Genomic DNA, 14,782 nt, shown 5'->3' with positions numbered 1-14,782 from the left:
AGCACCATGCCCCAGGCCCTGCGTTGGCCCCTGATGCTGCTGCCCTTTGCGCTCTGGGGCACGGCCATGGCAGCGATGCGGCCCCTGCTGGAGGGCGGCACTCCCCTGCAGGTGGCCAGCTTGCGCCTGCTGCCCGCCGGTGCCCTGGTGCTGCTGGCCGCGGTGCTGCTGGGGCGGCCCCTGCGCATTGCCGCCGCCGACTGGCCCTGGCTGCTCGCCTTCGCCCTGGTGGACGGCAGCTTGTTTCAGGCCTTGTTGGCTCAGGGGCTCGGTCAGACCGGAGCGGGTTTGGGGTCGGTGCTGATCGATTCCCAGCCCCTGCTGGTGGCTCTGCTGGCCCGCAGCCTGTTTGGCGAGGCGATCAACCCGGTGGGCTGGGTGGGCCTGCTGGTGGGCCTGCTGGGGATTTGTTGCCTTGGCCTGCCAGCGCCGGTGCTGCGCCACTGGTGGCTGGATGGCCCAGCCGCCCTGGGGGAGCGGGCCTGGAGCCATGGGGAGTTGTGGATGCTGGCGGCGGCGGCGGCCATGGCCCTCGGCACGGTGCTGAGCCGCTATGCCAGCCGCGAGAGTGATCCGGTGGCGATCACCGGTTGGCATTTGCTGCTGGGCGGCCTGCCGCTGCTAGGCGGGGTTGCCCTGCAGGGGCCGCTGCTGCCGGCCTGGAGCCCGACTGACTGGGCTCTGATGGCCTACGCCACCGTGTTGGGCAGTGCTTTGGCCTACGGGTTGTTTTTCTGGTTTGCCAGCAGCGGCGATCTCACCGGCTTCACGGCCCTCACCTTCTTAACGCCGGTGTTTGCCCTGCTCTGTGGCGTGCTGCTGCTGGATGAGCAGTTGCGGCCGCTGCAGTGGCTGGGGGCGGTGCTGGCCCTGGCCTCGGTGCTGTTGATCAACCGGCGCCAGCAGCTCTGGCAGGGCACGCCCCTTTTGGAGCAGTCCTGATGCGGCTCCTGGTGGTGAGCACCCCGGTGGGGGCCCTGGGCAGTGGCCGTGGTGGCGGCGTGGAGCTCACCCTGGCCAGCCTGGTGGCAGGGCTGCTGGAGCTGGGCCACCGGCTCACGGTGCTGGCGGCGGAGGGCTCGGTGTTGCCCCCTGCCTGTGCCGCCGCCGCGCTGTGGACCTGCAGCGGCAGCTCCCAGCCCAGTGCCCAGCATCAAGAACGGGCCGCGCCGATCACGATGCCGGCCGACGGCCTGCTGCCCCGCTTCTGGCGCCGGGTTCTGGCCGAGGCGCCGGCGGCGGGATTCGATGCGGTGCTCAACCTGGCCTACGACTGGTTGCCCTTCTGGCTGACGCCGCTGGCGGAGCTGCCGATCTTTCACCTGGTGAGCATGGGCTCGGTGAACGACGCGATGGATGCGGTGATCGCCGAGATCGCCGCCTGGGATCAGCGCCGCCTGGCCTTCCACACCGCTGCACAGGCCGCCGATTTCGCCCTGCCTGCCCCGCCGGTGCTGGTGGGCAATGGTTTCGATCTCAGTGCCTATGGGTTTTGCGCCGAGCCCGAGCCGCTGCTGGGCTGGGCTGGGCGCGTGGCGCCGGAGAAGGGCTTGGAGGATGCGGCGGCGGCGGCGGCGCAGCTGGGCTTGCCCCTGGCGGTGTGGGGCCTGGTGGAAGATGAGGCCTATGCGGCGGCGGTGGAGGCGTCGGTGCCGGCCGGCACGCTGCAATGGCGGGGCTTCCTGCCCACCGTGCAGTTGCAGCAGCAGCTGGGCCGCTGCCGGGCCCTGCTCAACACCCCCAAGTGGAACGAGGCCTACGGCAACGTGGTGGTGGAGGCGATGGCCTGCGGGGTGCCGGTGGTGGCCTACCGCCGTGGCGGGCCCGGGGAGCTGGTGCAGCCGGGGATGAATGGGTTGTTGGTGGAGCCCGACAACGTGGTGGCCTTGGCGGCGGCGGCGGCTGAGGTGGGCGCGATCGATCGGCGCGCCTGCCGGCAGTGGGTGGAGGCCCATGCCTCGCGGGCGGTGCTGGCTGAGCGGGTGGAGGCGTGGTTGATGGCGGGTTTGCGTTTGTGAAACGGTTTGTTCAACGCACGCTGGGGCCGAAATGTTGATGCCTCCTTGCCCTGGCCGTGCAAGCCTGAAACGCCGGTCTGGATGCTTGGTCGACTAAGTTGGTTGACTGAGTGAAGTTGATCACAGCCATGCGGCAGGTGAACATGCACGAGGCCAAAACGCACCTCTCGCGGCTGGTGGATGAGGCAGCAGCAGGGGAGCCGTTTGTGATCTGCAAGGCCGGCCGTCCAATGGTCCGCGTCACCCCCCTCAGCGAAGCGGGCGCTGCTGCGGCACCGCTGCGGCGCCTGGGCTTGCTAGCCGGTCAGTGCCAGGTGCCCGACGACTTTGATCAGCTGGGTGCTGCCGAGATCGCCGATCTGTTTGAAGGGGCCTGAGGCCAGCAGATGCGCTTGCTGCTCGACACGCATCTGTTGGTGTGGGCGATGGGCTCGCCCGAACGGCTGCCAGCGGCCCTCTCGGCGATGCTGCAGGATCCTGCCAACACGCCGGTGTTCAGTGTGGCCAGCCTGTGGGAGCTGGTGATCAAACAGGCGCTCGGGCGGCCCGATTTCCACGTGGAGCCTGCCGTGCTGCGCCGAGCCCTGCTTGATGGCGGCTGGCAGGAACTGCCGATCCAGGCCCATCACACCCTGGTGATGGCCGCACTGCCGCCCCTGCATCGCGATCCCTTTGATCGGCTGTTGCTGTCTCAGGCCAGCGCCGATGGCCTGCTGTTGATTACGGCCGATCAGCAACTGGTGGCCTATCCGGGGCCGGTGCGGCTGATGGGCGCGATGGGCTGAATCAGTTTCCCCACCTTGGGGCAATTATCTCGTGCTTGACCGTCGGTCAGTCCAAGAGATCGCTGATCCCAGTTTGATGTCTCAGGGGCAGAAGCCGAGAATTTGAGCCACGATCTCCTGCACCTGTTGGAGCTGTTCAGACGGCACCACCCCCATGGGATGGGGCCTGGGGTTGTGATCGATCCAGATCACCTCGCCGCGCTCGGGAATCCAGGTGCCACGCAAGCGCAGGGGGGTGCCAGCAAAGGCAGCTGATTCCACCCATACTGAGCAGATCGGTCTGGCGCCATGAGCTTCGCCCTCGCCCAGCCACAACTCGATGCCATCGCAGACGCCTGCCGGCGACACCAGGTGCTGCGCATGCACCTGTTCGGCTCGGCACTTCGCGACGACTTCGACCCCATTCGTAGCGACCTGGATCTGCTCGTAGAGTTCCAGTCGATCGAGCCGAGCGCCCTTGTGCAGGCTTATTTCGGTCTGGAGCACCAACTGGCCTCGATCACAGGCAAGCCGGTGGATCTGGTGATGGCCGATGCCGTGCGCAACCACTACGTGCGTCGCGACATCGAGGCTTCTAAACAGCTGATCTATGAAGCGTGATCCACGGGCATTTCTCAGCGATGTGATCGAGGCCGGTCATGCCATCCAGCAGGCCGTCGCTTGTATCAACCTCAACGACTACTGCAATAGCAGGCTCATTCGCTCTTCGGTCGAACGGGAGTTCACCCTCAACGATCAACTGGTCTGGGGCGTCATCCAGGACAACCTGCCTGCACTTCTGAAGCAGTGCACCAAGCTCCTCAGTGTTCTCGATGGAGGCGATGCCTGAGCCAAGCTGTTTCTTCAGGACATGCTGCACGTTTGCAGGAAGCAATCTCAAACTCCTCGGAGAAGCCGCCAAGCAGATCCCCGAAGATGCACGTAGTCGATCGATTTTACGTCAGGCGATCGGCAGCCAACCTCGCCGAGAGGTGGCTGCTCGCGGCCTGAATTAGAGGGGCTTCCCTCTAAGCCAACAAATTCAACAAGTTGATCAGGCAAATTGGGCCGATTGGTGCCCTCCGGGAGAAACAATCCGGAGTCACCCTCACCATCTGCAGCCCTCAGGCGAATTCGCCATATTCCAGAAGGAAGCCGATCAGTCCTCGGAGTTGTCGGGTGTGTTCTGGGGTGGGGTCGAGCTGGTGCTGGAGTTGCACAAGAGTGCATCGAGCTTGGAGTCGAGCTCGTCGAGCTGCCTCATTCTCTGCTCGTACGCGATCCTGCGCTTCTCGAACTCGATCTCTCTCAGCTCGTAGTCGACGACGGGTCGCCAATTGAGCATCGCCAACCAGCGGCGGAACCAGGGCAGCGAGGAGTAATACTCCGACTTGCTGATTGAGCTCGACGGTTCTGCCGAAGGGGATGTGGACATGGCTGTAGGACGAGAAGAGGGTGATCAGCGCCAGCAGGCCGCCGAGGACGAGTGCGATCCAGCCCTGGATATCGAAGAAGTAAACCCTACCCACGCCGAGCTCTCGCTGCTCAATTTATAGTACATCAGTACTGAAGCATGGCGCCACGTCAGGTTTGGCTTGCCCCGTGCGCGCCATCGTTGCCCTGTCGCCAGCGGCGCCCGGCGTGCCGCCCCGCGCGATCTGCGCGTGCGGGTGCTGGGCTGAGATGGGACCTATGAGGGCACAACCGACCACTGCTCACCCGTACAGCACCTCGCCGTGGTCGATAGCTTCTCGAATGATCGGATCTCCTCCCCGATGGGGCACGGCTATTTCGTCGGGACGACGCACCAGGAGGTCGAGGGGGGCCTGGTTGGAGGCCTGTGTGGTGCCGGACAGCTTGCAGGTGAGCCGGTTGTCGCCTGAGGCGCCGAGAAGCTCTCGCATTCATTTGCTTGGCAAGACATACGGAGGCCGGCTCTCTGTACTGCAGCTGGAGCTGGCTGGTTTGCTGCGTCTGCGGCTCCAGGCCGAGACCTCGTCGTTGTTGGTGCTGTTCCACAGCAGCGGCGTGCTGGAAGGCAGCTGCGGCGGGCGGCCAGTTCAGCCCAGATCAGGGGGCCTGGTGGGCTGCCTCTTTCCCATGAGCGGCTGGACCTGACCTGTTTCACCCCCTCCACCAAGCTTTTCTGGCTCTGCCTGCCCCATCCCCTGCTGCAGCTGACCGGCGAGCTCTATGGCAAGCCGCCGCTCACGCCCCAGCTGGTGGACTAGGTGCTCCAGGGGTTTGAGCTGGCCCTGATGCCGATTCTTGAGGCGTTTGTGCGCTCTGCCACCAGCAGTGCAGCGCCCGAGCATCACCAGCAGGCCTTGGAGCAGCTTGAGGTGGCCGTGCTGTCCACCCTCGTGCGGCTGATTCCCGATGCCGAGCTGACCGCCCAGCGCCCCGCCAGTACTCCCGCCAAAGCTCAGGTGGTTGGCGATCTGTGTGAGCGCGCCGAGCAGGTGATGCGTCAGCGCCTTCAGCGCCCTCTGGATCTGGCAACCCTGGCCCAGGCTTGCGAATGCTCCAAGCGCACCCTGCAGCTGGCCTTCCGCAACAAGCACAACTGCACGCCGATGCAGCATCTGCGCCAGCTGCGTCTGGCCGCGATGCAAGAGCAGCTCAAGCTCGGCGCCAGCGTCAAGGAGGCCTGCCGCACCGCCGGCCTGCCCCCCCACCACCGGGCGCACCGCCCTTCAGTACTTTGAGCACTTCGGCGAAACGCCCTCTGCCACAGCGCGCAACGTCAACTAAACGGCGCTGGGTGTTGCTGCTCACCCTGGCGATCGGCCTGGTGCTGTTTGTGTGGCAGCTGGGCAGCACCGGCCTGGTGGATGAAACGCCGCCCCTGTTTGCCGCTTCTGCCCGGGCGATGGCCGACACCGGCGATTGGCTGATCCCCCGCGTCAACGGTCTGCCCCGCTACGACAAGCCGCCGCTGGTGTACTGGCTGATGGGGGCCCTCTACGCCCTGCCCGGCCAGGAGGCATGGAACCCGCTGGGCACCTGGGCGGCGCGGCTGCCCTCGGCCCTCGCCAGCATGGCGCTGATGCTCGGCCTGGCTCACACCCTGCTGCGCTGGCCCCAGCGCTCCGCAGGCCAAGCGGCCACAGCCCTGGCGGCGGCCCTGGCCTACGGCCTCTCGCCGCTGGCCTTGGTTTGGGGCCGGATCGCGGTGAGCGATGCCCTGCTGGCGGGCTGCCTGGGCTTCAGCCTGCTGCTCAGCTGGCGCTGCTACGCCGCTGGCGAGAGCACAGGAGGGCGCCATTGGGGGCAGCCCTGGCTTGTGCTCGGGCTGGCGGTGCTGGCCAAGGGGCCGGTGGCGGTGGTGCTGCTGGGGCTCACGCTCCTTTTGTTTGGCTGGTTGCAGGCGGATCTGGCCGGGCTCTGGCGGCGGCTGCGGCCCCTGCCGGGGCTGGCGCTCACGGCCCTGGTGGCGTTGCCTTGGTATGGCGCGGCGCTGCTGCAGGAGGGGGAGCCCTTCTGGCGCAGCTTTTTCGGCTACCACAACCTGCAGCGCTTCACCGCGGTGGTGAACAACCACCTGGCGCCTTGGTGGTTTTTTGGCCCGGTGCTGGTGATCGCCAGCCTGCCGCTCACCCCCGTGCTGCTGCTGGGGCTGGCCCAGGGCATCGGCCGCCTGCGCTGGCGCTGGCTGCCGGCTGAGCCCCTGCCGCCCGAGCAATCCCTGCAGCGCTTCGCCGCCTGCTGGCTGCTGGCGGTGCTGCTGTTTTTCAGCGCTGCGGCCACCAAGTTGCCCAGCTACTGGCTGCCGGCCACCCCGGCGGCGGGCCTGCTGGTGGCGCTGGCCGCCCAGCGGGGCGGTCGCTGGGCCTGGGGGTTGAGCCTTGTGCTCACGGCAGTGGTGGCGGGGGGATTGGCGGCCGGGCCGCTGTGGCTGCCGCTGATTGATGCGCCCGAGATGCCCTCCCTGGTGGCTGAGCTGCTGGCTGCCCCCTGGGTGCCGTTGGGGGCTGCGTTTTGGGCCCTGGCGCTGCTGCTGGGGGCCTGGGCCGGCTGGCGCCGGGGCGCTCTGGTGGGTCTGCTGGCGTTGCAATTGCCGCTGGTGGCGTTTGTGCCGGTGGTGCTGTTGCCGCTGGTGGGGCTGGGCGATCGGCTGCGGGCCCAGCCGGTTCGCGAGCTGGCGGCAGCGGCCACGGCGGCCCGTGCGGCCAGCAGGCCCGCCGAACCGGTGGCGATGGTGGGCATGCTCAAGCCCTCGTTGCACTACTACAGCCGCCGGGTGGTGATCTACGAGGGGGCCGAGCCTCAAAATTTGGTCAACCTGGCCGATCGCCTGCGGCGAGAGAGCCGCCCGGGCCAGCCCGCCAGCCGGCCAGACCAGCAGCCCAGCCTGCTGGTGGTGATCGATGCCGCCACCGCGGAGCAGCCCCACTGGCAAGGCCTCAATCCCCAGCTGCTGGAGCGCCGCGGCATCTACGGCCTGTGGCGTTTGGATCGCCGCAAGCTGGAGCAGCGGGCCGAGCAGTTGCGGCGCCAGGGTGTGCCGGCTGATTGGAGCGACCCCCGGCCCGAGCGCTACTGAGCAGCAGGGCGCTGCTGCTTGAGTGGTGCTCGCTCTGATGGCCCAAGCAGGCACGCGCCATGGCAGAGGCTCAGCACTACAGCTCCGAGCAATTGGCCCGCTGGGGACTGCTGGAGCAGGCGCTGCGGGAGGACTGCCGTGATGGCTTGATCGCCGAGATCCCTCCGCCTTGCGAAGCCGTGCTGGCGGTGCTGCGCGAGCAGGCTCTTCAGGCCGGACAGCCTCTCAGTGATGCGCTGCTAGCGCGCCAGTGGTGCTGGCAGCAGTGGTGCCGGCAGACGTTTAGGTCTTCCCTCTCGAGCCATTACTTGCAGCGCAAGCACCAGCTCGATCAGGTGGTGTTTTGGCAGTTGCGGGTGGAGGAGGAGGAGCTGGCCAGCGAGCTCTACCTGCGCCTCAAGGAAGGGGAAACCAGTTTTACGGCCTTGGCCAGCCTGAGCCATGTGCAGGTGCAACGGCACGGCCCACTGCGCTTCGAGCAGCTGCCAGGGCCACTGGCAGCGCGCCTGCGCCAGAGCAGTGCTGGGGTGGTGCAGGCGCCGTGGTGCTGGGGCGAGGCCTGGCTGGTGGTGAAACTGGAGCAACTGTTCAACGCCAGCCTGGATGAGGGGCTGCAACGCCATCTTCTGGCGGAAATGGGCGAGGCCCAGCTGCAGCAGGCGCTCAACCGCGGGTCTGGGTGATTTGACGAACCGCGCCAAACTTGGTGCAATGCGTCAGTATCTGCGATAAGGGCAGCATCAATGCAGCTCGCCGCAGCAATCCGAGTGCTGGCGAGTTGGGCGCCGTTTGATCAACTGCCAAGACGCCTGCAGGCGCACCTGGCAGAACAGCTCCAGCCCCTACAACTCAGGCCTGGCCAGAAGCTCTACGACTTCGGCAGCCTCCCTCCAGGGGTGGCGTTGGTGGCCCAGGGGCAGCTGAGACTGCTGGCGCAAGATGCTCATGGCGGGCCCTTCACCGTTGAGCGGCTCGGCCCAGGGCGGACCATTGGCGCGGTGGGGTTGTTGCGCGGCTCCAGCCAGATGGCGCTCGCAGCTGCGGAACCCTCCCAGGTGTGGTTGCTGCCGGCGGCGGCCTTCCTGGCGGCCGTGCAGCAGGAACCCGAGCTCCAGAGCAGCTTTGCTTCTCCCAGCTTGGAAGAGCTCTACGGGGTGCTCGCCCTCAGTCCGGAGCCGCGGCTGCCGGCACCGCAGAAGCTGTTGCTTTGGGCGGCCCATCAATTGACTGAGCAGCCCCAGGCCCAGCAGGTGCTCCTGTTGCCTCCTGGCCGCCATTTGAATCCGGCCGGCACCGGCCGCTGGCTGCTCAGTAGCGCCAATGTCGACGGGATCGCGCCTGGGCAGGCCCTGGCCCCCGAGCAAACCGTCACGGTGCTGGGCAAGCTGCCGGCCCGGTTGATCAGTCGGCCCAGTCCGTGGCCGCCCGGTGACCTGCCGGCAGCGCTGGTGGTGGGGCGCAACGGCGACGGCCCCGGCGAGAGCCCCAGCGAAGCGCTGGAGCCCGAATGGATTGAGCAGCCCGGCGCGATCGTGCCGCTGCAGCAGCAGGGCGAGGCGCTGGAGGATTGGTATGGCCGCCTCAATCGCGACGGCTCCTATCCCCATCTGCGCGGTTCTGGCGACTTGGAGGAGCCGTTGGCTTGCCTGCGCATGCTGGCGCGCCACTTCGACCTGCCCTTCCGCCGCGATTTGCTGCGGCGGGTGCTGGCCGACCAGCTGCAACGCCAGCAGGCTGAGGGCCCGGGAGCAGGCCAGGGGCTGGGGCCATTGCAATTGGCGGCCCTGTGCGACTTGATGGGCCTGCGGGCCTCGCCGCTGCAGCTGCGGCCCGACCAGCTGCCGAGGTTGGAGGTGCCGGCCCTCTGCTGGCGCAATGGCCACCCCAGCCTGATCTGGACAATCAACGAACGCGGCGCTCTGGTGAGCGATCCCCGCGGTGAGCAGCGGCAGCTCGGCCTCGGCGAGCTGGGCAGCCCCACGCCCGAGGGGCTGTTGATGTTGCTGAGCGTGTGTCGCAGCAATGCCAGCCCCCGCAGCCGCTTCGGCCTGCGCTGGTTTCTGCCGGCTCTGCAGCAGCACCGGGGGATCTTGGCCCAGGTGCTGGTGGCCAGTTTTTTTGTGCAGCTGTTTGCGCTGCTCAATCCCCTGCTGATTCAGCAGATCATCGATGCGGTGATCACCCAGGGCAACCTCAGCAGCCTCAATGTGCTCGGCACGCTGCTGGTGGGCTTGGCGGTGGCCCAGGCCGTGTTGGGGTCGCTGCGCACCTATCTCTTTTCCGACACCACCAATCGCATCGACATAAGCCTGGGGGCGTCGATCATCGATCACTTGCTGCGGCTGCCGCTGGGCTACTTCGCCCGCCGGCCGGTGGGGGAGGTGAGTAGCCGCATCAATGAGCTGGAAAAGGTGAGGCGCTTCCTCACTGGTACGGCGCTCACGGTGGTGCTCGATGCGCTGTTTTCGCTGATCTACATCGCCGTGATGCTGCTGTATTCGGTGCAGCTCACCCTCTGGGCCCTGGCGGTGGTGCCACTGTTTCTAGCCCTTACCGCCGTGTCAGCACCGGTGATCCGCCAGCAGCTGCGCGACCAGGCCGAAGCCAACGCCCGGGTGCAGAGCCACCTGGTGGAAACCCTGGGCGGTATGGAAACGGTGAAGGGCCAGGGGATGGAGCTGCACAGCCGCTGGCGTTGGCAGCAGCTCTACGGCGGCCAGATCCAGGCTGGCTTCCGCAACACGGTGACCAGCACCGCCGCCGGCTCGGCCAGCAAATTCCTTGAGCAGCTCTCGGGGCTGCTGGTGCTGTGGGTGGGCGCCACGCTGGTGCTTAAGGGCGAGCTCACCCTGGGCCAGCTGATCGCCTTTCGCATCCTGGCCGGTTACGTGACCAACCCGATGCTGCGATTGGCCACCCTCTGGCAGAGCTTCCAGGAAACAAGCCTGTCGCTGGAGCGTCTGGCCGACATCGTCGACCACCCCGAGGAGATCGAGATCGCCGGCGAACAGCTGCCGCCGCTGCCGCCCGTACAAGGGCACCTCAGCTACGAGGGGGTGAACTTCCGCTTCGGCAGCCAGGGGCCACTGCAACTCTCCAATGTGAATCTCGAGATCCCCGCAGGCAGCTTCGTGGGGATTGTGGGCAGCAGTGGCAGCGGCAAGAGCACCTTGCTGAAGCTGCTCACCCGCCTCTACGACCCCGGCGAGGGCGTGATCCGGCTGGATGGCTACGACATCGCCAAGGTTGACCTCTACTCGCTGCGCTCCCAGATCGGCGTGGTGCCGCAGGACAGCCTGCTGTTCGACGGCTCGGTGATGGCTAACCTGGCGCTCACCCGCCCGGATGCGGGCTTTGAGGAGATCTGCCAGGCGGCCCAGGTGGCCTGCGCCCACGACTTCATCCAGGCCCTGCCCGCCGGCTACAGCAGCTCAGTGGGGGAGCGGGGCGCGGCGTTGAGCGGGGGCCAGCGCCAGCGGATTGCCATTGCCCGCATGGTGCTCAAGCGGCCGCGGCTGCTGATGCTCGATGAGGCCACCAGCGCCCTCGATGTGGACACCGAGCAGCAGCTCACCCGCAACCTGATGGCGGCCTACAAGGGCAGCACGGTGCTGTTCATCAACCATCGGCTCGGGGCGCTGCGCCATGCCGACCGGATCCTGGTGATGCACCAGGGCCAGCTGGTGGAGCAGGGCAGCCACGCCGAGCTGATTGCCCTGGGCGGCCGCTACGCCACCTTGTTTCACCAGCAGGAGGCGGCGCTGGCATGAGCAAGCTGGTGCGCCGGCCTCTCTCCAGCCTGGCTGCCCGGCCCCTGGATCCCCAGGAGGTGCGGCTGCGTCCCTCGCCGCGCTGGAGCCAGGCCCTGGTGTGGACGATCATCGGCACGGCGGTGGCGGGCTTCGGCTACGCAGTGATGGCGGAGATCGACGAGGTGGTGGTGGCGCCGGGGGTGCTGCAACCGCTGGGGGCCGAGCGGCCGATCAAGGCACCGCTGGGGGGCGTGGTGGCTGAGATCCTGGTGAAGGAGGGCGAAGTGGTGCGCGCCGGCCAGCCGCTGTTGCGCTTGGCGTCGGAGGTGTCGGACAAGCGCGGCGCCACGGTGCAGGAGCAAACCGGCATCGAACGCCAACGTTTCCTGGAGCAGGGGCGGGCGATGCAGGCGCGCGAAGACAGCCTGCAGGCGCGGATCTCGGCGTTTCGCCAGGCGATGGCGGTGGAGCAGCAGATCCTCAGCCAGATTGAGCCGCTGGCGAGCGAGGGGGGCGTGCAGCAGGTGCAGGTGCTGCAGCAGCGCAATCGGGTGGCCCAACTGCGCTCGGAGATCGCCCAGGCTGAGGCCAACCTGCGCGAGGTGCAGGCTGAAGGCGTGCGGCTGCGGCAGGAATCGCGGAGCACCCTCTCGGATCTGGATCGACAGCGGGTGGAGGTGCGCGAAACCCAGAAGCAGGAGCTGCTCACCGCACCGGTGGCGGGTGTGGTGTTTGATCTGGTGCCCTCGAGCAGGGGCTATGCGGTAACCCCGGGCGAAACGCTGCTGAAGGTGGTGCCGCAGGAGCAGCTGGAGGCCAAGGTGTTCTTCACGGATCGGGAAGTGGGCTTCGTGAAGAGCGGCCAGAGCAGCCAGGTGCGGGTTGACACGTTTCCCTTCACCCAGTTCGGCTCCATTCCCGGCACGGTCAAGTCGGTGTCGCGCTTTTCCTTGCCTGCCGATCAGCAGAATCCCCAGCGCCGCTTCCCCGGCTATGTGGCGCTGGAGCGCAACTACCTGCTCAAGGGCAACGACCGCTATCCGGTGGGCACGGGCCAGGGGGTGAGTGTGAATGTGGTGTTGCGCCAGAAGCGGGTGATCAGCCTGCTCACCGATGCGGTGGATCGGGCGCTGGATTCGCTGCGCCGGATCCGCTCCACCCCCGCCTAAGCGGATTACCGTTCAACGTTGCTTCTCCACCGATGAGTCAAACGCCTAACTCTGCTGCTCCCAAAGTGCAGGAGTTTCTGCAGTGGTTTGCCGCGCTCGAGAGCGATGAGCAAGACGTGCTGATGACACTGATCTATCGAGAAAAGAAGGTGCGCGATGTGGTGAGAAGCCTTGGCGCGATGGGATTGGAGCAGCGGCGTGAGGTGTTTGAGCGGTTGGGGCTGCCGGCCGATCTGGTGTCGCGCATTCCCGCTCCCGACCCCGCCACCCTCACCGAAGCAGAGGTGGAGTGGGTGGATTGGAAGGCGCCAGGCAGCTGATCGCTACAGCACGGCGTAGAGCGGCTGCAGGTTGGAGAGGGCGATGCTGAGCTCCAACACGCCAGCCACGTTGGCTCGCTCATGGGCCATATATTCCGCCCAGTGGCTCTGGAGGTTGGCCAGATGGGCGGAAACGCTGCGGCAGCCCTCGCTGCTTAGGAGGTTGGTTTGGCTGGGGCGATTCAGCCAGGCACGCAGGAGATCGGCATCGGCGGCATTGAGCTGATGGAGGGCTTCCTCGAACGAGGGATGCCGCAGCAATGCCGTGTCGACTGCGAGGTTGGCCAGTTGCTTGCGGTGTTCCAGGAGCTCGGGATCGAGCAGGAGCAACTCAAAGTGATCGTGATCCTGTTCATCAAGCAGCTGCAGCAACTGGTCGACTGCGGGGGTGAGATCCAGTTGGCGCCAATCACTGTCCAGGGGCGCATTGAGCAGCAGCGGCTGCTCAACGAGGATGTCGATGCCGTCGTCTTGCACCGCCGCAGCAACCAGCTTGGCGCGCTGGCCATTGCCTTCGATCACAAACACCGCCACAACGCATTGCCGTAGGCCTGGGGCGGCAAGCCAGCGGAAGCCGGTGAGCAGAGGCAGGCCCAGCCACCAGCGCTGCAGCTGTTTCCAGCCCCGACCAGATGGCGGCTGGGTGCAGAACAGGCCTGCGGCACCGAGGGCGAGGGCATCCAGCAGGCTGGGCCCCAGGTTGTTGAGCAGCAGATCCGGGTCACGGCGGTCATCAGCTCCTCGCCCCGAGCCCGCAGCTGGCTTGGCTTCGAAGCTCTCCGCCTGGTCTGCCGCACCCTGCACTAGGGAGAGGTTGCGCTCTTGGGCCCAACGCATCAAGGAATCGCGGGCTTGCTGGGCCATGCGATCACTCCAGGGCGTGCGGCCGGAGCCGCCGCGACCGCTGCCATCGCCGAGGTCTGGAGTTGTGGTTTGTGGCGTTGCCGTCTCAGAATCAGCGCTGGGGGTAGGCGCGGGCGTTGCACTTTCTGGTCTGGTGGGAGGCAACACGATGGCTGTGGTCAGTTCGGCAGATGGAACGGGGCCGATTTTGACCGGCAGACCGGGATCATTGATGCGATGGGGGGTGGGGTCGTTGTCGCCGAAGGCGTTATCGGTGAGGGTGAGCTCAATGCCGATGATCTGGCCGTTTTCAATTACAAAGCGCGCGCCATCACCACCCACTACCCGCTGGGTGAAGTCGTACCAACCGGGTTTGGTGATGGGCCGGCCATCGAGATCCACGAGGCTGAGCCCCATGGCGGCATAGCCAATCAGGGCGTCGTTGGAAACGTACTTGTAGTAGGCATTGAAGTCGTCTTTTGCCATCTGTGCGCGTGAGATGTCGATATAAAGGCGCACTTGAATGCCATCCCGCGATCGATCCGCGTCAACTAGCTCGGTTGTTCCGCCTCCAGGAGACACGGAGAATTGGATCGGATCCCAAGGCGCCTGCACGATTTCAGGGCCATCGGGCTTGTAGCGGCTGGCAGCATCGAGATCAATCTCATTTTCAGCAAGAACCCGGATGTTTTCCAGTTGATAGGCCGGGGATGTGCGCATGCCTTCGCTGCCATCCATGGCGCTGATCGAAATAATTGGCAGAATCTCTTCTAACGAGCCGGCTAGGCCTTCTTTGAAGTAATCAGCGAGGATCCAGGCCAGGGTTGCCACTTCCGGTTGACGGGCGTCTGGAATGCCATCGCCGTTGAGGTCGCCTGGGGTGCCCCCGCTGATTTGTGCCACCAGGTTGGCGAGGCGTTCTTCTGAATCGGCAGAAAGGCCGTCTTGGGCGTCAAAACCCTGGATGGTGATTGTGACGTCCTGGGCAGCCACGCCGCCCTGGCCATCGATCACGAGCACGGTGAAGACAGCTATAATAGTCTCGTTACCGAAGAAGCGGATCGCGGGTTCGCTGATGCTGTAGCTCCAGTCAACAGCGCCGTTGTTGGTGTTGGCGCCGTTTGCTTGAAGTGAGAATCCAGAGGCAATGTCTGCCAGCTGCACTGGTGTGAGCGTGATGATGGCTGATGTGCCATCGGCCTGTAGGCCGGTGATCTCTTTTGCCGTGCTGCTTGCCGTGGGACGATCGGTGAGATCGAGATCGGCAAAGGCGATCGAACCGCTGTCGCTCAGCGTTATGCCTTCGGTGATGACACCAGCCACATCGGTGGCTGTCAGGGTCGGGCCGTCATTGGCACCGGTGATCGTCA

The 14,782-nt window shown here is 66.2% G+C and carries 18 protein-coding genes; 14 read left to right on the top strand and 4 right to left on the bottom strand.

From position 1 onward, the window contains the following. Window positions 1-6 precede the first annotated feature (6 nt). The 4 genes from KBY65_RS09275 to KBY65_RS09260 all read left to right on the top strand — a co-directional run bounded on the left by KBY65_RS09275 (window position 7) and on the right by KBY65_RS09260 (window position 2,803). Entirely contained in the window at window positions 7-942 is a 936-nt protein-coding gene (locus tag KBY65_RS09275) for a DMT family transporter (protein WP_094559698.1), read from the top strand. Continuing rightward, window positions 942-2,018 (top strand): glycosyltransferase, encoded by a 1,077-nt coding sequence (locus tag KBY65_RS09270; RefSeq protein ID WP_255001411.1) that lies wholly within the window; start codon window positions 942-944, stop codon window positions 2,016-2,018. The genes KBY65_RS09275 and KBY65_RS09270 overlap by 1 nt, the downstream gene beginning before the upstream one ends. A 110-nt stretch (window positions 2,019-2,128) precedes the next feature. Then, the gene (locus KBY65_RS09265) at window positions 2,129-2,395 is read left to right on the top strand and encodes a type II toxin-antitoxin system Phd/YefM family antitoxin (RefSeq protein WP_255001410.1); all 267 of its coding nucleotides are present in this window, start codon (window positions 2,129-2,131) and stop codon (window positions 2,393-2,395) included. Between the two features lie 9 nt (window positions 2,396-2,404). Next, the gene (locus tag KBY65_RS09260; protein ID WP_255001409.1) at window positions 2,405-2,803 is read left to right on the top strand and encodes a type II toxin-antitoxin system VapC family toxin; all 399 of its coding nucleotides are present in this window, start codon (window positions 2,405-2,407) and stop codon (window positions 2,801-2,803) included. Window positions 2,804-2,884: 81 nt separating this feature from the next. Here the strand turns inward: KBY65_RS09260 and KBY65_RS09255 are convergent, their stop codons facing one another. Next, complete coding sequence (locus KBY65_RS09255; protein WP_255001408.1) at window positions 2,885-3,064, bottom strand: hypothetical protein; 180 nt, start codon at window positions 3,062-3,064, stop codon at window positions 2,885-2,887. A 27-nt stretch (window positions 3,065-3,091) separates the two neighbouring features. Here KBY65_RS09255 and KBY65_RS09250 point away from each other — a divergent pair, with 27 nt between their 5' ends. Both KBY65_RS09250 and KBY65_RS09245 read left to right on the top strand, forming a co-directional pair. Continuing rightward, window positions 3,092-3,403, top strand: a complete 312-nt coding sequence (locus KBY65_RS09250) for a nucleotidyltransferase family protein (RefSeq protein ID WP_255001406.1) — start codon at window positions 3,092-3,094, stop codon at window positions 3,401-3,403. Continuing rightward, window positions 3,393-3,632, top strand: a complete 240-nt coding sequence (locus KBY65_RS09245; protein WP_255001405.1) for a DUF86 domain-containing protein — start codon at window positions 3,393-3,395, stop codon at window positions 3,630-3,632. Before KBY65_RS09250 ends, KBY65_RS09245 begins: the two co-directional genes overlap by 11 nt. Window positions 3,633-3,941: 309 nt before the next feature. Here the strand turns inward: KBY65_RS09245 and KBY65_RS09240 are convergent, their stop codons facing one another. Continuing rightward, on the bottom strand, window positions 3,942-4,217 hold the full coding sequence (locus tag KBY65_RS09240; RefSeq protein ID WP_255001404.1) for a hypothetical protein: 276 nt from the start codon (window positions 4,215-4,217) through the stop codon (window positions 3,942-3,944). Between KBY65_RS09240 and KBY65_RS09235 the strand changes: the two genes are divergently transcribed. Further along, window positions 4,216-4,338: a hypothetical protein gene (locus KBY65_RS09235; protein ID WP_255001403.1), complete on the top strand. Its 123-nt coding sequence runs from the start codon at window positions 4,216-4,218 to the stop codon at window positions 4,336-4,338. The two genes, KBY65_RS09240 and KBY65_RS09235, sit on opposite strands and share 2 nt — an antisense overlap. Window positions 4,339-4,497: 159 nt before the next feature. Here the strand turns inward: KBY65_RS09235 and KBY65_RS09230 are convergent, their stop codons facing one another. Next, a complete protein-coding gene (locus tag KBY65_RS09230) occupies window positions 4,498-4,686 on the bottom strand; it encodes a hypothetical protein (RefSeq protein WP_255001401.1) in 189 nt (62 codons plus the stop codon). Window positions 4,687-4,690: 4 nt separating this feature from the next. On the opposite strand from KBY65_RS09230, the gene KBY65_RS09225 reads away from it, so the two are divergent. The 7 genes from KBY65_RS09225 to KBY65_RS09195 all read left to right on the top strand — a co-directional run bounded on the left by KBY65_RS09225 (window position 4,691) and on the right by KBY65_RS09195 (window position 12,569). After that, window positions 4,691-4,900, top strand: coding sequence for a hypothetical protein (locus tag KBY65_RS09225; protein WP_255001400.1), 210 nt, complete (start codon window positions 4,691-4,693; stop codon window positions 4,898-4,900). A gap of 113 nt (window positions 4,901-5,013) precedes the next feature. Then, a complete protein-coding gene (locus KBY65_RS13945) occupies window positions 5,014-5,490 on the top strand; it encodes a helix-turn-helix domain-containing protein (protein WP_255001399.1) in 477 nt (158 codons plus the stop codon). Between the two features lie 56 nt (window positions 5,491-5,546). After that, complete coding sequence (locus KBY65_RS09215; protein WP_255001398.1) at window positions 5,547-7,328, top strand: ArnT family glycosyltransferase; 1,782 nt, start codon at window positions 5,547-5,549, stop codon at window positions 7,326-7,328. A 59-nt stretch (window positions 7,329-7,387) separates the two neighbouring features. Further along, entirely contained in the window at window positions 7,388-8,011 is a 624-nt protein-coding gene (locus tag KBY65_RS09210; protein ID WP_255001397.1) for a hypothetical protein, read from the top strand. An 84-nt stretch (window positions 8,012-8,095) separates the two neighbouring features. Then, window positions 8,096-11,098: a peptidase domain-containing ABC transporter gene (locus KBY65_RS09205; protein WP_255001396.1), complete on the top strand. Its 3,003-nt coding sequence runs from the start codon at window positions 8,096-8,098 to the stop codon at window positions 11,096-11,098. Next, window positions 11,095-12,249, top strand: a complete 1,155-nt coding sequence (locus KBY65_RS09200; RefSeq protein ID WP_255001395.1) for an HlyD family efflux transporter periplasmic adaptor subunit — start codon at window positions 11,095-11,097, stop codon at window positions 12,247-12,249. Before KBY65_RS09205 ends, KBY65_RS09200 begins: the two co-directional genes overlap by 4 nt. A gap of 32 nt (window positions 12,250-12,281) precedes the next feature. Then, a complete protein-coding gene (locus tag KBY65_RS09195; RefSeq protein ID WP_255001394.1) occupies window positions 12,282-12,569 on the top strand; it encodes a hypothetical protein in 288 nt (95 codons plus the stop codon). A 3-nt stretch (window positions 12,570-12,572) separates the two neighbouring features. Here the strand turns inward: KBY65_RS09195 and KBY65_RS09190 are convergent. Beyond that, window positions 12,573-14,782 (bottom strand): hypothetical protein (locus KBY65_RS09190; RefSeq protein ID WP_255001393.1); only part of this gene is annotated, 2,210 nt, incomplete at its 5' end.

It is taken from the genome of Cyanobium sp. Alchichica 3B3-8F6, assembly GCF_024346435.1.
Taxonomy (GTDB): Bacteria; Cyanobacteriota; Cyanobacteriia; order PCC-6307; family Cyanobiaceae; genus Cyanobium_A.
This window is presented reverse-complemented; position numbering and strand designations above follow the sequence as displayed.